The organism is Enterococcus ureasiticus, from assembly GCF_001730285.1.
In the GTDB taxonomy this organism is placed as follows: Bacteria; Bacillota; Bacilli; order Lactobacillales; family Enterococcaceae; genus Enterococcus_L; species Enterococcus_L ureasiticus.
Genome location: NZ_MIJZ01000001.1, coordinates 244,814 through 266,798 on the forward strand (window position 1 = coordinate 244,814; position 21,985 = coordinate 266,798).

General features: G+C 36.7%; 13 protein-coding genes. 11 read left to right on the forward strand and 2 right to left on the reverse strand.

Translation table 11 applies throughout. The annotated features are described in order from the left end of the window. Nucleotides 1-186 precede the first annotated feature (186 nt). The 4 genes from BCR21_RS01230 (at nucleotide 187) to metA (ending at nucleotide 10,799) form a co-directional block, all read left to right on the forward strand. The gene (locus BCR21_RS01230) at nucleotides 187-1,536 is read left to right on the forward strand and encodes an NADH oxidase (RefSeq protein ID WP_069644703.1); all 1,350 of its coding nucleotides are present in this window, start codon (nucleotides 187-189) and stop codon (nucleotides 1,534-1,536) included. Nucleotides 1,537-1,655: 119 nt separating this feature from the next. Further along, nucleotides 1,656-2,309 (forward strand): YczE/YyaS/YitT family protein, encoded by a 654-nt coding sequence (locus BCR21_RS01235; protein WP_240488051.1) that lies wholly within the window; start codon nucleotides 1,656-1,658, stop codon nucleotides 2,307-2,309. Between the two features lie 682 nt (nucleotides 2,310-2,991). Next, nucleotides 2,992-9,672: an Ig-like domain-containing protein gene (locus BCR21_RS01240; protein WP_069644705.1), complete on the forward strand. Its 6,681-nt coding sequence runs from the start codon at nucleotides 2,992-2,994 to the stop codon at nucleotides 9,670-9,672. A gap of 197 nt (nucleotides 9,673-9,869) precedes the next feature. After that, the gene (metA, locus tag BCR21_RS01245; protein WP_069644706.1) at nucleotides 9,870-10,799 is read left to right on the forward strand and encodes a homoserine O-acetyltransferase MetA; all 930 of its coding nucleotides are present in this window, start codon (nucleotides 9,870-9,872) and stop codon (nucleotides 10,797-10,799) included. Nucleotides 10,800-11,220: 421 nt separating this feature from the next. Here the strand turns inward: metA and BCR21_RS17305 are convergent, their stop codons facing one another. Further along, nucleotides 11,221-11,523 carry a nucleotide-sugar transporter family protein gene (locus BCR21_RS17305; RefSeq protein WP_139125566.1) on the reverse strand — a complete coding sequence of 101 codons (303 nt, stop codon included), beginning with the start codon at nucleotides 11,521-11,523 and terminating at the stop codon, nucleotides 11,221-11,223. Between BCR21_RS17305 and BCR21_RS01250 the strand changes: the two genes are divergently transcribed. The 6 genes from BCR21_RS01250 (at nucleotide 11,414) to BCR21_RS01275 (ending at nucleotide 19,539) form a co-directional block, all read left to right on the forward strand. Continuing rightward, nucleotides 11,414-12,604 carry a citrate transporter gene (locus BCR21_RS01250; RefSeq protein WP_420809818.1) on the forward strand — a complete coding sequence of 397 codons (1,191 nt, stop codon included), beginning with the start codon at nucleotides 11,414-11,416 and terminating at the stop codon, nucleotides 12,602-12,604. The two genes, BCR21_RS17305 and BCR21_RS01250, sit on opposite strands and share 110 nt — an antisense overlap. Nucleotides 12,605-12,628: 24 nt before the next feature. Then, entirely contained in the window at nucleotides 12,629-13,852 is a 1,224-nt protein-coding gene (locus BCR21_RS01255) for an amidohydrolase family protein (protein WP_069644708.1), read from the forward strand. A 316-nt stretch (nucleotides 13,853-14,168) separates the two neighbouring features. Beyond that, nucleotides 14,169-15,512, forward strand: a complete 1,344-nt coding sequence (locus BCR21_RS01260) for an FAD-dependent oxidoreductase (protein WP_069644709.1) — start codon at nucleotides 14,169-14,171, stop codon at nucleotides 15,510-15,512. 108 nt (nucleotides 15,513-15,620) lie between these two features. Beyond that, nucleotides 15,621-16,097: a GNAT family N-acetyltransferase gene (locus tag BCR21_RS01265; protein ID WP_084013187.1), complete on the forward strand. Its 477-nt coding sequence runs from the start codon at nucleotides 15,621-15,623 to the stop codon at nucleotides 16,095-16,097. A 35-nt stretch (nucleotides 16,098-16,132) separates the two neighbouring features. Further along, nucleotides 16,133-16,585 (forward strand): nucleoside deaminase, encoded by a 453-nt coding sequence (locus tag BCR21_RS01270; protein WP_069644710.1) that lies wholly within the window; start codon nucleotides 16,133-16,135, stop codon nucleotides 16,583-16,585. Between the two features lie 443 nt (nucleotides 16,586-17,028). Then, a complete protein-coding gene (locus BCR21_RS01275; RefSeq protein ID WP_069644711.1) occupies nucleotides 17,029-19,539 on the forward strand; it encodes a cation-translocating P-type ATPase in 2,511 nt (836 codons plus the stop codon). A gap of 215 nt (nucleotides 19,540-19,754) precedes the next feature. On the opposite strand, the gene cls is transcribed toward BCR21_RS01275, so the two are convergent. Then, the gene (gene cls / locus BCR21_RS01280; RefSeq protein WP_069644712.1) at nucleotides 19,755-21,215 is read right to left on the reverse strand and encodes a cardiolipin synthase; all 1,461 of its coding nucleotides are present in this window, start codon (nucleotides 21,213-21,215) and stop codon (nucleotides 19,755-19,757) included. A 213-nt stretch (nucleotides 21,216-21,428) separates the two neighbouring features. On the opposite strand from cls, the gene BCR21_RS01285 reads away from it, so the two are divergent. Further along, on the forward strand, nucleotides 21,429-21,962 hold the full coding sequence (locus tag BCR21_RS01285; protein WP_069644713.1) for a DUF2179 domain-containing protein: 534 nt from the start codon (nucleotides 21,429-21,431) through the stop codon (nucleotides 21,960-21,962). Nucleotides 21,963-21,985: the final 23 nt, after the last annotated feature.

Below are 21,985 nucleotides of genomic sequence, written 5' to 3' on the forward strand. Positions count from 1 at the left end.
ATTAGTTTTTAGGTTGTGCAGATGAAAAATAGGTTAAGAAAGAAAGAGTTTGTGAAAAAATAAGTTAGCGTTTCACAAGCAAAGAACTCGAATATGGCTTTCTACTTTGTTATATTTTTAGTATACCAATAGATTCAAACTAGATTTGTTGGTGAAAAATTTAACTTGAAAGAAGGGATTTACAAAATGAAAGTCGTAGTCGTAGGATGTACGCATGCAGGAACAGCTGCAGTCAAAAGTATTTTAACAAATCACCCAAACGCGGAGGTAACCGTTTATGAGCGAAATGATAATGTATCGTTTCTATCATGTGGGATTGCTTTATACGTTGGAGGAGTAGTGAAGGAGGCTAGCAGCTTATTCTATTCAAGTCCTGAAGAACTAGCGTCTCTAGGTGCTACAGTTAAAATGGAACATGAAGTCGAAACAATCGATGTTGATCATAAAACAGTCACTGCAAAAGATTTACACACGGGTATTGAAGAAACTGTTTCGTATGATAAATTAGTTATGACAACAGGTTCATGGCCAATTATTCCGCCAATCAAAGGAATCGAAGCTGAGAATATTTTATTATGTAAAAACTTTAATCAAGCAAATGTGATTATCGAACGTGCAAAAAATGCCAAAAAAGTTGTCGTTGTAGGCGGCGGATATATCGGAATCGAATTGGTGGAAGCATTTGTAGAATCTGGTAAAGAAGTTACTTTGATCGATGGTTTGGATCGTATTTTAAATAAATATTTAGATAAGCCTTTTACAGATGTTTTAGAAAAAGAACTTGTCGATCGCGGTGTAACTTTAGCGCTGGGTGAGAATGTTCAAGAATTTAAAGCTGATGCAAGTGGCCATGTGAATAAAGTAATTACTCCTAGCCAAGAATTCGAAGCGGATATGGTTATTATGTGTGTTGGTTTCAGTCCAAATACAACCTTACTTAAAGATAAAGTCGATATGTTACCTAATGGAGCTATTGTGGTTGATAAGTTTATGAAATCAAGCAATCCTGATATTCTTGCTGCTGGTGATAGTGCAGTTGTACACTATAATCCAAGTAACACGACTAATTATATTCCACTAGCGACAAACGCTGTTCGTCAAGGTATGTTAGTAGGTTACAATTTAACCGAAGAAAAACTAGCTTATCGTGGGACACAAGGAACTTCTGGTCTATATTTATTTGGCTGGAAAATCGGCTCAACAGGAGTTACATTAGAAAGTGCAAAAATGAACAACTTAGATGTAGATGCAACACAATTTGAGGATAACTATCGTCCAGAATTCATGCCGACAACTGAAAATGTCATGATGGAACTAGTTTATGAAAAAGGAACAAATCGTATCGTAGGCGGACAATTAATGTCTAAGTATGACATTACCCAATCAGCTAATACATTATCATTAGCTGTTCAAAATGAAATGACTGTTGAAGATCTTGCGTTATCAGATTTCTTCTTCCAGCCACATTTTGATCGTCCTTGGAACTACTTGAACTTGTTAGCTCAAGCTGCACTAAAAGATATCGCTAAAAATTAATGAAGAAAAATAGAGTTGAGTGTAAATTCAGCTCTATTTTTTTATAAATAAAGCTGAATACTTGGTCTTTTCGCTACTTTTTTGAGATACTTAAAAGGTAAATAGAATTGAGGGGTTAGATGATGAAAGAAAATAGGACTATGAAAGAAATTATACTTCGTTCCATGTATGCTTTAATTGGAGTAGCAATTTTAGCTTTTGGTGCGGCAACTTTACGTGTAGGTCAAGTAGGATTAGATCCATATACTGCAGCAAATATTGGTATTGGTGCTGTTCTTGGGCTCTCATTAGGTGTTTATCAACTGATTGTGAATATCATTATTCTAGGACTTGTTTTTATTTTTGGAAGAAAATACATTGGTATAGGAACCGTGATAAATATGGTCCTTACAGGTTTTTTTATTGATTTTTATACGTGGATCTACACAACGTTTTTTCCAATTAAAATCACTCTACTTTCACAAGGGCTATTACTTGTTTTCGGCGTAGTGATCTTTACTTTTGGCGCATCGTTTTATATGTCGGCAAAACTAGGGAATGCCCCATATGACGCAATTGCTCCAATTATCGTTGATCGTACTAAAGCTCAGTATCGTATAGTGAGAGTTATACAAGATATCTTTTTTGTTATTTTAGCATTTATTTTTGGAGGTCCAGTTGGTATTGGAACAGTAATCAATGCGTTTTTCACAGGACCTTTAATTGATTTCTGGAATAAAAAAGTCAGTGAGCCGATAATCGAAAAAAGTGTAAAAGAAAAAGTGAATAACTAGTTAGCCGAAAATATGAATAGAAAACAAAGTAGTTAAAATACTTTGTTTAGACTGTAGACAAATTACTGAATTTTTAGTATTGTTTGCAGTTTTTTTATACTAATTATATAAACTATTATGAATTTAAAGAAACTAGCCACATGGCTATGGAAAACAGAAAAATCTGTATTTTTTTGTTTTAAATCTATATAAAAAATAATTAAAAGGAGCTGGCCTATCTGCCGACTCCTTTTTGTCTACAGTCTGCAAAGCAGTTAAACTTCTTTTTTACTTTCGAACTTATTTTTATAAGGTAAAAAGTTATCAATAATAACGGTATCGCTTAAAAAAAGGTTTCGATAAAAATATTATATTATATATTTAATATAATATTTATCTATTATATTATTTTAATAAGGAGGATATTAGTATGTACAATATTTCGAAACGCTGTATAAATAGCGTTTTGACGTTTTTTTCCGTTAAAATCATTTTATTATTATTAATTATTTTGTTAAAAATTAGGTATTTTCGATTCGTATCATTTCCAAAAATATTATAAAGGTTATAAAATCCATAGATAGAAGCTTAAATAAATTTTTTATGTTGCTCATGTTTTACGAAGGGAGAGTGTCTATTAATTTTAACAAGCTTCTAGTTGTTCACTATGTGGTATTAGATTAAAAGTAAGAGGAGGATAATTATGAAAGATGATAAGCAGAAAAAGAAGAGCGCTAGCAAGTTGAAAAAACAAAATAAATATCGCGCGTTATCATTAGTGTTAACAAGTAGCTTAGTTATTGCACCATTGACAGTCCCATTGTCATTTTATTTACCGGGAGGAATTACAGCTTCAGCTGCGATTTTAGATGCAGAAATTTTATCTAATATTAATAGTTCAAACAATAGTGGAACAAATACTGGAGCTCGTTGGGCTGCTGATGGCTCTACAAAAAATGTTGATTTTTCAATAACTGGAAGTGAGTTAGTTGGTGGTTCTGTTATTGCTAGTGGAACAAAACAAGCAGTTTTAACTATTCCAAGCGAATTGAATGGACGTGTTTCTACAAACGGAGCAGCACAAATCGATACAAATATTACTTTAACGGTCAGTGATTTAACATTCTTGACAGGAACACTAAATGCAGTTAATCAATTATCTACATTATTAACAGATATTGTTGATGGTACATTGGGAAGTTTAACTGGTGTTACATTAAATTTGACAACAGTTAATCAGAAAATTGACGCTTTAAATAACCTTGAAAATTTTGGTAGTGCACAATTTAATTCTACGGCGACTCTTTCTCCAGATGGCAAATATATTCATGCCAATATCGATGATGGATTAGGTTTAGTCTTAGCACAGAATGTCTCCACTCTTTTACAAGATTTGAAAGCAGCAGTTGATGCCTTACATGCAACTGGTAGTGGAATCGCTAGTAATTTAGTTGCAACAGCAATTAATGCTGCTTTACTTCCAGTAAAAGGAACAGTAGACTCAGCAATTAATTTAGCTCTTCCTTTTGTTGGGTTAGGTGGTGCTGGTGTAAATCAATTGGCAGATGCTTCTGTACTGGGTTCTACAACAATTAATATTCCAACAACAGTGTCTAGTCCAACAAGCTTAGCAAAAAATTTAGATGCTAGATTTGTTGGTACTGTTATAAAAGCAGATGCTATAGATGTTAGTTTGATTAATACTGCTAATGGAGTTTCCGACATCTATTATGCTGGAAATACAGCTGTTGTAGCACCACCGGTTGTGACAAGTACTACTGGAACTTCTGCGACTGGTTATACAGTAACGGGTACAGCTACAGCAGGCGATACAATCACTATTAAAAATGCAGGTGGTACAACAATTGCATCGGGACCGGCAACAGGTGGAAACTTCTCTATCAATATCCCACAAGGCGCCGCAACGGGAAATGAAGACTTAACAGCTACAGCTTCTAATGGTGGCACTGATAGTACACCGACAGCATTTACAACACCAGCAGATGCAGTAGTAGCACCACCAGTCGTAACGAATATAATAGGTACTTCTGCAACTGGCTATTCGGTAACGGGTACAGCTACAGCAGGGAATACAGTTACTATTAAAAATGCAGGTGGCACAACAATTGCTTCAGGACCAGCAACAGGCGGGAACTTCTCAATCACCATTCCACAAGGTTCAGCAACTGAAAATGAAGCTTTGACAGCAATTGCATCTGATGGAAGTAATAATAGTACGCCGACAGCGTTTACAACACCAGCAGATGCAGTAGTAGTAGCATCACCAGTAGTGACAAATACAACAGGGACTTCTGCAACTGGCTATACAGTCACAGGTACTGCAACTGCAGGGAATACAGTTGATATTCGCAATGTAGGTGGGAATGTCATTGGAACGGGCACAGTTGATGGAACTGGAAATTTTACTATCACTATTCCACAAGGTCAGGCAACAGCAAGCGAATCGCTAACTGCGATTGCAAAATCTGGAACAGATGAAAGTACACCAACATCATTTAATACACCTGCTGATCCAATTGTTGTTGCATCGCCAGTCGTGACGAGTACAACTGGGACCTCAGCAATCGGGCATACTATAATTGGAACTGCTACAGCGGGGAATACGGTGGATATCCGTAATGCTGGTGGGACTACAATTGGAAGCGGTATTGCCGATGGTAGTGGTAATTTTACCATTGCGATTTCTCAAGGATTGACAACTGCTAGTGAGTCATTGACTGCAGTAGCTAAAATTGGAATAAATGAAAGTATACCTACTCCATTCACAACGCCTGCCGATCCAGTAATCATTAGTGCGCCAGTGGTTGACAATGTATCCGGTACTTCTACAACTGGCTATACAGTAACAGGTACAGCGACAGCAGGAATTACTATCGACATTAAAAACACAGGTGGAACAGTAATCGGAACAGCTGTTGTGGATCCAAGCGGCAACTACACTGTTATAATTCCGGCGGGATCTGCAACACCAAATCAACAATTGTCTGCAGTAGCGAAAGATGTTGATGGGAATCAGAGTCCAGCAACATCATTCACAACGCCTGCCGATCCAGTGGTTGTCACAGCGCCAACAGTTGATAACGTAACTGGAACAGGAGCAACTGGGTATACAGTAATAGGTACAGCAACAGCTGGGAATACTGTCGAAGTGAAAAATACAGGTGGAACAGTAATTGGAACCGCAATTGCAGATTCAAGTGGGAACTATACAGTTACGATCCCAGTTGGTTTAGCAACGCCAAATCAACAATTATCTGCGATAGCTAAAGATGTAGACGGAAACCAAAGTTCGGCTACGCCATTTACAACGCCAGCAGATCCAATTACAGTTACAGCACCAACGGTTGATAACGTAACCGGTACAGGGGCAACAGGTTATTCGGTAACGGGTAAGGCTACAGCCGGGAATACTGTTGAAGTGAAAAATACAGGTGGTACAATTATTGGAACAACGATTGCGGATCCAAGTGGGAACTATACAGTTGTGATTCCAGCAGGATCTGCAACACCAAATCAACAATTGTCTGCAGTAGCCAAAGACGCGGATGGCAATCAAAGCCCCGCAACACCATTTACCACACCAGCAGATCCAGTAGTAGTTACAGCACCAACAGTAAACAATGTGACTGGTTCATCAGCAACAGGTTATACAGTAACAGGCACAGCAACAGCTGGGAATACTGTTGAAGTAAAAAATACAGGCGGAACAGTAATTGGAACCGCAATTGCAGATTCAAGCGGGAACTATAAAGTTACGATCCCAGTTGGTTTAGCAACGCCAAATCAACAATTATCTGCGATAGCTAAAGATGTAGACGGAAACCAAAGTTCAGCTACGCCATTTACAACGCCAACAGATCCAGTAGTCGTACAAGCACCGACTGTTGATAGTGTAACGGGGAATTCAACGACAGGTTATACAGTAACAGGTACCGCACCAGCAGGAAGTTCTGTTGAAGTCAAGAATACAGGTGGGACAGTGATTGGAACAGGCGTGGCAGATGGCAGTGGTAATTATACTGTTACGATTCCGGTAGGATCAGCTACACCAAATGAACAATTAACTGCAACAGCTAAAGATGCTGATGGCAATACAAGCCCTGGGACAGTCTTTACTACACCAGCTGACCCAGTAGTAGTTACAGCTCCAACGGTTGATAATGTAACAGGAACAGGAGCAACTGGTTATACGGTAACAGGTACCGCACCAGCAGGAAGTTCTATTGAAGTGAAAAATACAGGCGGTACAATTATCGGAACAGCAGTAGTAGATCCAAGCGGTAACTATTCAGTTACTATTCCAGCTGGAGCAGCGACTCCAAGTCAACAATTAACTGCAACAGCCAAAGACGCTGACGGAAATCAAAGTCCAGCTACACCATTTACCACACCAGCAGATCCAGTAGTAATTACAGCACCAATAGTAAACAATGTGACTGGTACATCAGCGACTGGCTACACGGTAACAGGTATGGCGACAGCAGGAAATACTGTTGATATTAAAAATACAGGCGGTACAATTATTGGAACAGCAGTAGTAGATCCAAGTGGTAACTATTCAGTTGTGATTCCAATCGGGTCTGCAACTCCTAGCCAACAATTATCTGCTGTAGCCAAAGACACTGATGGAAACCAAAGTCCATCTACACCGTTTACAACACCAGCAGATCCAGTAGTCGTACAAGCACCAACTGTTGATAATGTAACGGGGAATTCAACGACAGGTTATACAGTAACAGGTACCGCACCAGCAGGAAGTAGTGTTGAAGTCAAGAATACAGGTGGGACAGTGATTGGAACAGGCGTGGCGGATGGTAGTGGTAATTATACTGTTACGATTCCGGTAGGATCAGCTACACCGAATGAACAATTAACTGCAACAGCTAAAGATGCGGATGGAAACACGAGTCCTGGGACAGTCTTTACTACACCAGCTGACTCAGTAGTTGTTACAGCTCCAACAGTTGATAATGTAACAGGAACAGGAGCAACTGGTTATACGGTAACTGGTACAGCTACAGCTGGGAATACTGTTAACATCAAAAATACAGGCGGTACGATTATCGGAACAGCATTAGTAGATCCAAGCGGTAACTATACCATTGTGATTCCAAATGGAGCAGCAACTCCAAGTCAACAATTATCTGCCGTAGCGAAAGACGTGGATGGCAATCAAAGTTCAGCGACACCATTTACTACACCAGTAGATCCAGTAGTAATTACAGCTCCGACAGTCGATAGTGTAACAGGGACTGGAGCAGTTGGATATACAGTAACAGGTACAGCTACAGCTGGAAATATTGTTGACGTCAAAAATACAGGCGGAACAGTGATTGGAACCACAGTAGCAGACCCAAGTGGAAATTACGCAGTAGTAATTCCAGCTGGAGCAGCGACTCCAAATCAACAACTATCCGCAGTAGCCAAAGACACAGACGGCAACCAAAGTCCGGCAACTCCGTTTATAACACCGGCAGATCCAGTAGTAGTTACAGCTCCAACAGTTGATAATGTAACAGGAACAGGAGCAACTGGCTATACGGTAACGGGTACTGCAACAACTGGTGACAGGGTTGATGTGAAAAATACAGGTGGTACAATTATTGGGAGTGCTATTGTAGATGGTAGTGGAAATTACACAATTATAATTCCAGTAGGATCAGCACTGCCGCTTCAACAACTTTCTGCTACAGCTGTGGATGGGGATAATAATCAAAGCTCAGCAACACCATTTACTACTCCGGCAGATCCAGTAATGGTAACAGCTCCAACAGTTGATAGCGTAACGGGAAATTCAACGACAGGTTATACAGTAATAGGTAAAGCGTCAGTAGGAAGTACTGTGGAAATCAAAAATACAGGTGGAGCAGTAATTGGAACAGGCGTAGCAGATGGTAGTGGAAACTATACTATTACAATACCAGCAGGTTCAGCTACACCGAATGAACAATTAACTGCAATAGCTAAAGATACAGATGGAAATACAAGCACTGGAACAGTATTCACAACACCAGCAGATCCAGTCTCAATTCAAGCACCAGTTGTCACTAACGTAACAGGAACTTCTGCTACAGGTCACACTGTAATTGGTACTGCTGTCGCTGGCGATACAGTTTCTATCAAAAAATTAACTGGAACAGTGATTGGTTCAGCTCAAGTAGATGGTAGTGGAAATTACTCAGTAGTGCTTGCATCAGGCTCGGCTAGTCAACTTGAACAATTGAGAGCGATAGATTCTGACGGTGCTGGTAATCAAAGTCCAGCAACAGCTTTTACAACACCAGCAGATCCAGTATTTGTAGCAGCACCGATCATCACAAGCGTGGTAGGTGATTCTCAAACAGGTTACACAGTTCAAGGTACAGCCACTTTGGGTGATTCAGTATCTCTTCGAACACTAAGTGGAACTGAAGTAGGTGTTGGAAATGTGGATGGCAATGGTAAATTCTCAATTGAGTTAGATTCTCAAGATGTAGATCAATTGCAACAACTAAATGCAGTAGCAATTGATGCTGCGCTTAACTCAAGTTTACCAACCCTATTTTCAATCCCAGCAGATCCTTCATCAAGTATTGAAGCACCAATCATTGACAATGTGACCGGAACATCAAAAACGGGTTACATCGTAACTGGTAAAGCAACCGCAGGTAACAAAGTCAAAATACGCAATGCTGCTGGTAGAGTCATCGGTTCAGGCGTTGCTGATTTAAATGGAACGTTTCTAGTTGAAGCTCCATTTGCGTTAGATGGTGAATTCGCTATTGCTTTACCTAAAGGTTCGGCAACTGAAAATGAAGCATTGAACGCAACGGTTGAAAATAACGCTGGTGATGTTAGCAAAGCAACACCATTTATGACGCCGGCTGACCCAACCGTCTTTGTTGCAACGCCAATAGTCGACAATGTAACTGGAAACTCTATGACCGGTTATACGATTAAAGGAATTGCAACACCAGGAAATGATGTAGAACTTCAAAATGCAGTAGGAGAAGTTTTAGGTGCTGGGGCTGCGAGTGAAACTGGTGGATTCGTTATCCAAATCCCAATTGGTTTCGCAGTGCCAAAAGAACTAGTTTCAGCAATTGCAAAAGATGGTGATGGTAATCAAAGTGAACCAGCTAACTTCAAACTTCCAGCTGATCCAGGCGATGGTAACGGAAACGTTGGAAATGGCAATGGAACTGGGAATGGTAGCAACTTAAGTAATAACGGAAGTTCTGGCTTGAAAAACCTAAGCAGTACACAAAAAAATCTTCCTAATAACGGTGAAATTGTTAGTAATTGGGGAATGCTAGGTACGTTACTACTAGGAGCTTTTGCTTTCTTCACTATCAAACGTAATACTAAAAAAGAAGATGAATAAAGTAATGAATTAACAAATTAACTTTCTATAAGGGTAAAACATGAGGTGGGACATGTGTTCTATCTCATGTTTTTTAGGATTGATACTTTTATCAAGTGAATCTTTTGGAAACTTACCGTTTTCTTAGAAAGAATCTTCCTTTCTACACCTTTTTATCGTAAAATGAAATTATACAAAAAGAAAGGGAGGATATACGCATGCCGATTCGTGTTCCAAAAGAACTACCAGCTATTAAAGTACTAGAAAAAGAGAAAATTTTTGTAATGGACGAAGATCGCGCCATGCACCAAGACATTCGCCCTTTGGAAATTTTAATCTTAAATTTAATGCCAAAAAAAGATGAGACCGAAGTTCAACTTTTGAGACTTTTAAGTAACACGCCATTACAAATAAATGTAGAGTTCTTGCATATGAGCAGTCATGAGACAAAAAATACATCCAGTGATCACTTGACACGTTTTTATTATCAGTTTAAAGAAGTCAAAGAAAAATTCTATGATGGTTTGATCATTACAGGAGCACCGATTGAGCGTATTCCTTTTGAAGAAGTTGATTATTGGGAAGAGCTGCAGGAGATTTTTAAATGGAGTACGTCACATGTATTTTCTACGTTTCATATTTGTTGGGGAGCGCAAGCGGGACTTTACCACCATCATAAAATCGATAAGTATTTCTTAGATCAAAAGTTAACGGGTATTTATGCTCATGATGTATTAACGCCAACTTGGAGTATTTTAAAAGGGTTTGACGACGTATTTTTTGCTCCACATTCTAGATATACAGGAGTCAAACGAAGAGATATAGAAGAGTCTGAGGAATTAGAAATTTTGGTTGAATCACAGGAGGCGGGGCTTTTTTTAGTTGGAAATAAAAATAATCGAGCCTTTTATGCAATGGGACATTTAGAGTATGATCGCGAGACATTACAACAAGAATTTGAACGCGATCAACTAAAAGGAATTCATCCAAATCTCCCTACAAATTATTTCCCAAATGACAATACCAGTGAAGTGCCGCAATTACGATGGCATATGGCTGCATCTTTGTTATTTTCTAATTGGGTAAATTATGCTGTTTATCAAAATACACCTTATGATTTATCTACGTTACTTGGTGAAGAAAAATAGTAAATGGACCATAGCGAAAACAAACGTAAATTTTAATTTGTTTTCGCAATTTTTTTACAAACTCGCTGTCCACAAAAGTGCAAGCGTTACCTTTTTTTGATTTATTAGAATAATTTTTGATGCATTCTTGTTCCTTTTTTCGAAATTTAAACGTATTATAGGAAGAAGAAAGGAGATTAGTTACTGTTGAAATATTGAGATAGTCATTCATAGTTTGATATAATTCATAAACAGTACAGTTATTTATTTTGATTTCTATAGCCGATTAAACAACTTGATATCGCTATCGGAAATTCAAAGAAACAAATTCTTGTAGTACATAACCTTCACTCAGTATCATTTTTTCTGATGTTCTAAGGTTACAAAATTTCTAAGTCTATTATAAAAAGCAATTATTGCTTATCGTAAAGATGAGAATGCTTTAATTAGCTATAGTTGGAGGAATAATTATGAAAATACCTAAAAAGTTTTTGAGCGGGTTGCTACTTTCGCTGCTATTTATTTTTTCATTTGTGCCTGCTTTTGCACAAGAGATTGATGCGATTACTGCGCCTACGGGGATAAAAGCTGTGATTGTGATCATCCCATTGATTTTAGTGTTAGTTTTATTATTTATGAAAGTGGATATGATCATCGCTGGATTTGTCGGTGGCGTTTTAGCTATGATCATTGGGGGAATTGGGTTAGAACAAGCGAACACACAATTATTAGAAACAATTCCCATGATGTTAGGGATTACTGTGCCGATTATTAATTCAGCAGTCGCAATGGCTGTATTTAAATCCGGAGGTTATTCTGCGGCCTTGACTCTTGCAAAACGGGGGACAAAAGGTAAAGTAGAATATGTTTCAGCCTTTATCGTTATCCTGCTTGCAGCGGCTACTTATATGTCGGGTATCGGTGGTGGTAGCGCAATGGTGATCGCCCCATTGGCATTTGTTGCGGTTGGAGCTGTTCCCGAGTTGATTGCTGCAATGTCTCTTGCAGCAGCTGTTTCGTTCACGACATCACCAGCTTCATTAGAATCTAGTATTGTTTCAAAATTAGGAGATTTTAGTGTGTCTAAATATGTTTCCGATATGCGTCCGATTTGGTTAGTTTTTTGTGCGTTAGCCATTATTCTAGCTTTTTGGGGAACTAAACGTCGGAATATCGGTTTTAAAGAAAATAGTGATGATGAATATGCGTCAATGAGTAACAAAGCATTATTTAAATTGACTTTACCTGCGATCTTTTTACTGTTCGCTGTAATTTTTGGTCCTGTAGTAAATGACCTTGTCGGGTTCCCATTATTGACCCCATTAGTGTATATGATATTGACACTAGCATTGATTTTTATTTGTTCAGATTTCACATTAAATCAGTCGGTAGAAGCAATGGTAGATGGTTCAACATACATTTTGACTCGACTGTTCCAAGTAGGAATTTTTCTAGCGTTTATAAATATTATTGCTCAAACTGGAACTTTCGCTGTTATTGCAGGGATTGCTAGTTCTGCACCTGCTTTGATCATGGTTCCTGTGGCGATTTTAACTGGAATCTTGATTGGTGTACCGGCGGGTGCTTATGTCGGCTCCGTTTTGACTCTTGTTCTCCCTGTTGCCGTGTCTTTAGGCTTCTCTTCAATTGAACTTGGTTTAGTTGCAGTTGGTGTTGGATTAGGTAGTCAAATGAGTTTTGTTAATATTACGATGCAAGCTTTATCATCTGGATTCCAAATTCCAATTTTAGAGGTTGTAAAGGGAAATGTTAAATGGATCAGCATTGCTTCTGTTATATTGATTGGGATTGGATTCTTTATATAGATCGAATAGAAAGGGTGTTAATAAATGGATATTTTAATTAAGCAAGCAAGATTAAGTGATGAAGAAGCGTTACAAGATGTAGGTATAAAAGATGGTAAAATCGTAGCGATTTCGGAAAATTTAACGGATAACGCGGTAAATGTAATTGAAGCGCAAGGACGTGTTTTGATTCCTGGTTTGGTCGAAAGCCATATCCATCTGGATAAAGCTTTGATAGCTGACAGAAAACCAAACAAATCTGGGACTTTGCAAGAAGCAATCAGTGTTACAGCTGAATTGAAACCAACATTCACGGAAGAAGATATTTATCAACGAGCAAAAAGAGCGTTAGAAATGATTATTTCTCATGGTGTAACTGCTGTTAGAACTCATGCTGAATTTGATCCAGCGCAAGGGTTTTCCGGGTTTAAAACAATTATGAAATTAAAAGACGAATATCAGGATCTGATCGATATGCAAATCGTTGCGTTCCCACAAGAAGGGATTTTTAAAGCGCCTGGTACAGAAAAAATGATGTATGAAGCAATGGAGATGGGTGCAGATGTTGTTGGCGGTATTCCATACAATGATGCTCCAGCAGATAAACATATAGATTTAGTTTTCGAAATTGCTAAAAAATATGATAAAGACATCGATCTTCATCAAGATTTCAGCGATGAAGCAACAGATATTTCAATAGAATATTTATGTAAAAAAACGATTGCCGAAAATTATCACGGCAGAGTGTCTGTGGGGCATTTAACAGCGCTTCACGCATTAGAACCTGAGAGATTAAGTGAAATTATTAAACTAATGTCTGAAGCCCAAATCAGTGTGATGGCCTTACCAGCGACAGATTTACACTTAGGTGCTAGAAATGATGTATACAATGTTAGAAGAGCAGTAACGCCAATCAGAAAGCTTCGGGATGCGGGTGTTAATGTATGTTTAGCGACCAATAACATTCGCAATGCCTTTACTCCTTATGGTAATGGTGATTTAATGCAAATTGCAATGCTAGCGATTCCTGTAGGACATTTAGGGGGAGCGGATGATTTACCGACTGTTCTACCAATGATCACAGAAAATCCTGCAAAAGCATTGGGCTTAAAAAACTATGGCATTCAGGTTGGGAATAATGCTGATTTAGTCTTGCTGGATACGAAAGTAAAAGCAGATGCGATCATTGATATACCTGAGAGAAATTATGTTATTAAGAATGGGAAAATTACGGTCGAAGTAAAAAAAGAAGTAACTATTTTCAAATAAAAATACAAATAGCCAGCTATAGACAGTCTTTATTGTTTATAACTGGCTATTTAATTGGAAAAAACGAAAATAGTTGCTCATAAAAATATTATGTAAACAAAGACCTTCATTAAAGGACAGAATTAGAATAGTCTATGAGAAAACTTGAAGAATATTTCATCTATAGATACATTATGTAAAGATTACAAATGATAATAATGATACTCGGTTCTCAATTATTGTTTGTAATTGAGAATGATAAGCTGAAATACTTGTTATTTCATATGTTTATATGATACTCTTTATTATATAATAAATAATATTGGAGGTACATGAAATGAAAGTTATTGTTTTAGGTTCATCGCACGGAGGATACGAAGCAGTTGAAGAATTATTAAATTTACACCCAGAAGCAGAAATTCAATGGTACGAAAAAGGCGATTTTATTTCTTTTCTATCTTGTGGTATGCAGCTCTATCTAGAAGGAAAAGTAAAAGATGTCAATGCCGTTCGTTATATGACTGGCGAGAAAATGGAAAGCAGAGGAGTCAATGTCTTTTCAAATACAGAAATCACTTCAATCAAACCAGAAGATCATCAAGTAGTGGTCAAAGATTTATTATCGGGAGAGGAACGTGTTGAAGATTACGATAAACTAATCATCAGTCCAGGAGCCGTTCCATTTGAATTAAATGTTCCAGGTAAAGATTTAGAAAATATCTATTTGATGCGCGGCAGAAAATGGGCCATAAAATTAAAAGAAAAAACAATCGATCCAGAAGTAAACAACGTTGTTGTGATTGGTAGTGGCTATATCGGTATTGAAGCCGCAGAATCATTTGCTAAAGCTGGTAAAAAAGTAACGGTTATTGATATTTTAGATCGACCTTTAGGTGTCTATTTAGATAAAGAATTTACTGATGTTTTGACAGAAGAAATGGAAGCAAACAATATAAAAGTAGTGACAAATGAAACGGTTCAAAGCTATAAAGGGGAGGGCCATGTTCAAAAAGTTGTAACTGATAAAGCTGAATATGCTGCTGACCTTGTCGTTGTGGCAGTTGGTGTTCGTCCTAATACAGGTTGGCTGAAAGATACATTAGAATTACATCCTAATGGTTTGATCAAAACAGATGAGTACATGCAAACAAGTGCTGCGGATGTCTTTGCAGTTGGGGATGCTACATTGATCAAATACAATCCAGGTGAAACGGAAGTCAATATTGCTTTAGCAACTAATGCCAGAAAACAAGGTCGTTTTGCAGTGAAAAACTTAGTAAGCCCAGTAAAACCATTTCCTGGTATTCAAGGTTCATCTGGTCTAGCTGTTTTCGATTATAAATTTGCTTCTACAGGTATTAACGAAGAAATGGCAAAGAAATTGAATAAAAAAACAAAATCAGCACTTGTTGTTGAGGATTATTTGATGGACTTCAATCCTGATAAACAAAAAGCTTGGTTCAAACTTGTATACGATCCTGAAACAACACAAATTTTAGGTGCACAATTGATGTCAAAAGCTGATTTAACAGCCAATATCAATGCAATCTCATTAGCAATCAAAGCGAAAATGACAATTGAAGATTTAGCTTATGCCGACTTTTTCTTCCAACCATCATTTGACAAACCATGGAACATTATCAATACAGCTGCTTTAGCGGCAATGAAAAATGAACAATAACCTATTATAGGTTGAAAAGACTACAGAGAAGTAATTTTCTGCAGTCTTTTTTTAATGTAGTAAAAATGGTATGATTTAAGTAAATAACTTGAACTGGTGGGAAAACTGATGACAATTATATTAAAAGAAATGACTGTAACTGATTATAAAAAGTATCTTTCGTTTGCAATCAAAGACTATGCTCAAGATAAAGTTACAGCTGGTACATGGAATGAGGATGAGGCAATTGCTTTAGCAACTAAAAGCTTTAATGAACTTTTACCGGAGGGAAAGGACACTAAAAATGAATATCTTTATTCTATTGTAGATGATTCAACGGAAAAAAAGGTTGGTTTTTTATGGGTACACTTAAATAAAACTCTTTATGATTCAAAATTTTTCATTTATGATTTTATCGTGTTTGAAGACTTTAGGAATTTAGGTTATGGGAGACAAACAATTGCTTGCTTAGACAAAAAAGCTAAAGAAATGAATGTATCACAGATTGACCTACACGTTTTCGCTCACAATAAAGGTGCGATTCATTTATATGAACAAACAGGTTTTATCCCAACAGATATTAGCATGTCAAAGCAAATACATTAAAACGATTAAACAACACTTGAGAAAGAAGGCCCATAATGAGTCAGCATCCAAATAAAAAAATCATGACCGAATTAATCAAAAAGCAATGGTCAGATCATTCTATTTATGCAGCAATTGTAAATGAAAAAATGGAAATTGTTGCTACAGGTAAAACGACGGTTCAAGAAACACTTGATCCCACCGCTCATGCTGAAGTCAATGCTATCAGAACAGCCTGTAAACTTTTAAAGACTGAAATTTTACCGATAAACTATTGGTTGTATTCAACATTTGAACCTTGTCCACTGTGCTCGTCAGCTATCATTTGGAGCGGACTTGATGGAGTTGTTTACGCAAATGATCCAAGATTTAGTGGAGAATTACCAGACTGGTCTTTTATTAAGTGTAGAAATATTCTAGAACACGGTGCCGATATCCACCAAGTGAAATTGATTGAGAATTTTATGTTAGACGAAATAAAAGATTATTTTACTAGGAATTGTGTATGAAATTTTTTTTACGTACTATCATGAAAAGATGATGCGCCTTGAATGAGGAAAAATAAAAAAGAGATTTTAAAGCTATTAACAATAGTCTTTTCAAGCAAAACGAAATAGTAATCCATATTTTCTGAAAAAACTCATATAGTTTTATACAGAAAACAACATTTATCAAAAGACTTTTTTAGAAGATGGGTATTTGACTCATTTTCTGAGAAAGGCTTTTTGATAAATGTTTTTACAATGGTTAAACTGAATCATTTTTTAACCATGCTTATTTGAATTTTAGGGACACCCTTACTTAGTTTTTTAGGAGAATGTGACACTATTTTCGAGCTCCTGCTAAACACTAAAAGTTTACTAAAAAACTCCCCTTTATGCTCGCAAAAAAGGTTTCCACGCTGTATTATGTGTAAATCATATCTTTTTATGAGAATTGAAAGGGGTCGCTTATGAAATCTATTAACTGGCAGGGCTTGACGCTTGAGGAAATAGAAGAACGTCAAAGAAAATTTGGATTAAATCAACTAGAAAAGAAGGAAAAGGAACCATTTTACATGAAGGTTCTCACTATTATTTTAGAACCCATGTTTATGCTGCTGATTGTAGCGGCCCTCATTTATTTTTTTCTAGGTGAGCCATTTGATGGTGGGATTATGCTAACTTTTGTGGTTGCCATTATTGCGATTGAAATTTTCCAAGAATGGAAAACGGACCAGACGTTAAATGCTTTGAAAGACTTATCTGCTCCCAAAATTAATGTTATTAGAAACAATACCACTACAGAAATTTTAAGTGAGCAACTTGTTCCAGGCGACCTTATGCTAATAGAAGAAGGAGTCAAAATCCCAGCTGACGGTTTTGTTATTAAAGCAAATGACCTTAGAATCAATGAATCTTCTTTAACAGGTGAACCAGAAGCTGTTTGGAAAAAAGTTACTAAATCTGAAGTTTTTAAAGAAGAAGGATATTGGCGGGATGATTATGTATATGCTGGAACTCTAGTTACTACTGGTAGCGGGACTATCCTGATTAGTAATACAGGGACAAATACAGAATACGGAAAAATAGGGAAACATCTGGCTACTGCAAAAGAAATACCATCTCCTCTAGATAAACAAATTGGAAAACTAGTTAAGGTATGTACAATCGTTGCAATTATTCTTTTATTACTAGTCGCTGCAGTTACTTTTTTCAATGACAATAATTTAGCGCTGAAAGATCGAATCATCCAAAGTATTTTGTCGGGTATTACAATTGCTATGGCCTTGATTCCAGAAGAATTTCCAGTTGTTTTAACTGTGTTTCTCTCTATGGGAGCTTGGAGATTGGCTAAGAAAAAGTCTTTGATACGAAAACTTTCTGCTGTTGAAACGATGGGGGCTCTATCCGTCTTAGCAGTTGATAAAACAGGGACCATTACTGAAAATCAAATGACCGTCACTAAGATGTGGCCTTTTGATCCTAAAATAGAGGATCGTTTAAATGAAGTAATGGGTTTAGCTAGTGAAATCGATCCATATGATCCTATGGAAATAGCTATTTTAGAATATGATGAAAAGCATAGTTGGAGCAAAGAGAGATTATTCAATAGTCCATTGGTCACGGAGTATCCTTTTACAGATGAGTTGAAGATGATGGGGCATGTGTGGGACAGAAACAATCAGTTAGAAATCACGGCAAAAGGTTCTCCCGAAAGTATACTGGCAATCTCAAATTTAAGCCAAGAAACAAAAGAAGACATTCGTACTAAAATCAATATTTTTGCAAAAGAAGGTCTGAGGGTAATTGCTGTTGGAGAGCAAATTGTTTCTACTAAAAATGATATTCCTGAAACTCTTGAGCAATGTACATTAACATTTCTCGGACTGATTTGTTTGTCTGACCCGCCTAGAAAAGGAATTAAGGCTGATATTGAAGACTGCAGGAAAGCTGGCATCAAAGTAGTTATGATTACTGGCGATAATGGTATAACTGCTAGTTCAATTGCGAAGAAAGTAGGTATTCAAAATGCTGATGATTTTTTAACTGGTCATGAATTAGACCAATTAGATGATAAAGAATTAGCTGAAAAAGTACACGCGATCAATATTTTTTCAAGGGTTACACCTGAACATAAAATGAGAATTGTCAAAGCCTTCAAAGCGAATGGTGATGTTGTGGCCATGACAGGGGATGGTGTGAACGATGCCCCTGCACTTAAATATGCTGATATCGGTATTGCGATGGGAAAACGAGGTTCTGAAGTTTCTAGAGAAGCGGCAGATTTAATTTTACTGGATGATAATTTTTCTACAATTGTTAACACGGTGAGAGATGGCCGAAGAATCTACGATAACATAAAAAAAGCAATTGGTTATATTTTCGTTATTCATATTCCAATCGCATTGACAGCACTTTTAGGTCCTCTTTTAGGAATTCCTCAAGTTGCATTGTTTTTACTGCCTGTACACGTCGTTTTACTTGAGCTGGTGATAGATCCAACTTGTTCAATTGTCTTGGAAAGACAACCAAGTGAACAAGATATAATGACACGGCCGCCTCGAGATCCTAAAGAAAACATACTGACTCGTACACTTTTTATTAAGAGTGTTATTCAAGGGCTAGCTATTTTTATCACTTCTTTTGGCGCTTATTATTTTACACTTCAACAAAATCTCGCAAATGACGAACTAGCTCGGACAATGGGGATGACGGTCTTGATTACAGCAAATTTATTCTTGGTTCAAGTAAATAGTTCAACTAAATTACTTGGAATTCAAACATTTCTTAAGTTAAGACGAGATAAAGTAACTTGGCTTATATTAGGAGGGACATTCTTGAGTTTAGTCGCTCTGATTTATTCTCCCATAAACGGATTTTTGGATTTGGCTCCATTGTCAATTAAACAATTATTTACTTGTGTGTTGTTAGGTATGGTATCGGTATGTTGGTATGATATTGTGAAATTAGTTAAAAGATAGACAGATGGATAGATAAATATTGAAGAAAAGGAGCAGCTGAAGAGTACTGCTCTTTTTTTGTTTCATTTTTTTAATCTGAGACACTAACATTATAATCAAGAGACTACTTTGTATAATGTATATTATGTTAACTAGAATTTGAATATGAAAAATTCGAACTTAGCAATACTTACCTCGTTCGAATTTTAGACTTCTTTTCTATTTATCTTTTAAACTTATAATATCGGTGATAATAATCGAGAAAAGTTCTGTTTAAATCTTAACCAATGTGATTGATCTTGAATAATCTCATCCGTTAATAAAATACTTTTATCCATATCTGCTTCAAATATTTGAGTTAGTTTCCATGCAATTCGTGTATCATAGATAAATGTGCTTACTTCAAAATTCAATGCGTAACTTCTAATATCTTGATTCGTTGTACCGACCATGCAGATTTCATTATCAATGATCATCGTTTTAGCATGTAAAAAACCATTTTGATACATATAGATCTTAACGCCTCGCTTGTGCAAATAGTTCGCGTAATACTGCGTTGCACGATAGATAAATGGATGATCCGGCATGCATGGGATCATAATCCGTACATCGATCCCTGAACGTACAGCAATCAACAACGCATTGATCATACTATCATCGGGAATTAAATAAGGTGTTTGGATCCAGACGGATTTCTCAGCAGATAAAATCATTTTGATAAACCCACTTTTTAGAATTTCTTCTTCAGAATCCGGTCCGTCAGAAACAACTTGTAACGCTAAGTTTCCGAGTTCGCTGTCATCAGCAATTTGGAAATAGTTTTCTAAATAATCCATTTTATGTGAGTCGTGTTGTACAGAAGCGTTCCAGTCCATGATAAAAATCTCTTGTAGTGAGAAAACAGACGTTCCAACTAAACGGATATGCGTATCTCTCCAGTAACCGAATTTCTTACTTTCGCCTAAATACTGATCACCTACGTTAAATCCACCAGTCCACCCTATTTTCCCATCAATCACGACAATTTTACGATGTAAATGATAATTTAAGCGTGTTTTACTGATCATATTTTTAGATGTAATAAATGGCGCTACTTTCCCACCTATGGCGACAAATCGAGCGAAAAACTTTTTGTTTGCTCCTGGAGAACCCCAAGGATCATAAATTAAATGAACAGCTACGCCCTCTTTGACTTTTTCTCCTAATAAATCTAAAAATTGATTCCCTATACGATCGTTAAAAAAAGAATAATATTCGACATGGACTGTTTCTTTGGCCTGACGAATATCTTCGAATAAGGCGTCGAATTTTTCTTTTCCATCCGTATAAATCTTTAGACTATTTCGCTTGCTTAATGGTGAAGAATCCATATTTCTAAAGTATCTGTTTAACACACGTGCATCAGTTAGTAAATTAATATCTAATTTTCCATCTGATTTTAGATTATCTTCATCGACCATTTTTTTGATTTCAGTAATCATTTCTTTGTCATGAGTAGTTAGATTGAAAACTTTTTGACCATTGATTCCTCTACCACAAAAAAGATAAATAATAAAGCCAATTCCTGGTAAGAACAATAACGTCATAATCCAAGCCAAAACACTTGAAATGCTCCGTGGTTTTCTAAAAACGGTAATAAGCGCTGCAGTTGTATTTAATAACAATAACCCCAAAAGTATGATGATAAAAATTCTCATCTGATTTCATTTCTCCCTTAAAAATACGTAGTATAATGATTATAGCAAAAACTACTGATTCATCCAACAAATAACGCTGCACAGAATTGTTATTCGTCAGATTAGATATAAAATCAGAAATTTCATCTATATTTTGACTATCACTATTTTAATTCTCATAATGTTGTACTATAATATGCAGATATGTTTAATTGAAAAGAGGAATTATTAAAAATGGATATCAAAATGCTTGTTACGATCTTTGTGGTCAATTTTTCTTATATCACATTGAATACGATCCGTTTTATGCTAACAATGAAAGGCTATCGTCTGATTGCGCCTTTAGTCAGTATGGCCGAAATAACGATTTACGTATTAGGACTTAGTATGGTTCTAAATCGTTTGGATAACCCAATTAACTTAGTTGTTTATGCTCTTGGCTATGCAGTAGGAATCAGTGTAGGAATCAAAATTGAAGATTATTTGGCACTAGGCTACATTATGGTAACGGCTATTCTCCCCTCTTCGACAGAACAATTGAATCTACCGGAGATATTAAGAGAGCACGGTTACGGTGTGACTCAAAGCTTTGGTGCAGGCCGCGAAGGCGAACGGATGATTTTAGAGATTCTTTCTCCACGTAAAAATGAACGTAGTTTGTATAAACTAATCAATGAAAAAGAACCTAGAGCATTTATTATATCGTATGAACCCAAGTTTATCTCTGGAGGTTTTTGGACGAAAAAAGTCCGCAAAAGAAACAATTAATAAAAACACCGACCTCTTCATTT

Coding starts and splice junctions, on each gene's coding strand:
- metA (WP_069644706.1), top strand. CDS start 9,870: ATGCCGATTCGTGTTCCAAAAGAACTACCAGCTATTAAAGTACTAGAA.
- BCR21_RS01265 (WP_084013187.1), top strand. CDS start 15,621: ATGACAATTATATTAAAAGAAATGACTGTAACTGATTATAAAAAGTAT.
- BCR21_RS01230 (WP_069644703.1), top strand. CDS start 187: ATGAAAGTCGTAGTCGTAGGATGTACGCATGCAGGAACAGCTGCAGTC.
- BCR21_RS01235 (WP_240488051.1), top strand. CDS start 1,656: ATGATGAAAGAAAATAGGACTATGAAAGAAATTATACTTCGTTCCATG.
- BCR21_RS01260 (WP_069644709.1), top strand. CDS start 14,169: ATGAAAGTTATTGTTTTAGGTTCATCGCACGGAGGATACGAAGCAGTT.
- BCR21_RS01275 (WP_069644711.1), top strand. CDS start 17,029: ATGAAATCTATTAACTGGCAGGGCTTGACGCTTGAGGAAATAGAAGAA.
- BCR21_RS01285 (WP_069644713.1), top strand. CDS start 21,429: ATGGATATCAAAATGCTTGTTACGATCTTTGTGGTCAATTTTTCTTAT.
- BCR21_RS01255 (WP_069644708.1), top strand. CDS start 12,629: ATGGATATTTTAATTAAGCAAGCAAGATTAAGTGATGAAGAAGCGTTA.
- BCR21_RS01240 (WP_069644705.1), top strand. CDS start 2,992: ATGAAAGATGATAAGCAGAAAAAGAAGAGCGCTAGCAAGTTGAAAAAA.
- BCR21_RS01250 (WP_420809818.1), top strand. CDS start 11,414: ATGAAAGTGGATATGATCATCGCTGGATTTGTCGGTGGCGTTTTAGCT.
- cls (WP_069644712.1), bottom strand. CDS start 21,215: ATGAGAATTTTTATCATCATACTTTTGGGGTTATTGTTATTAAATACA.
- BCR21_RS01270 (WP_069644710.1), top strand. CDS start 16,133: ATGAGTCAGCATCCAAATAAAAAAATCATGACCGAATTAATCAAAAAG.
- BCR21_RS17305 (WP_139125566.1), bottom strand. CDS start 11,523: ATGGGAATTGTTTCTAATAATTGTGTGTTCGCTTGTTCTAACCCAATT.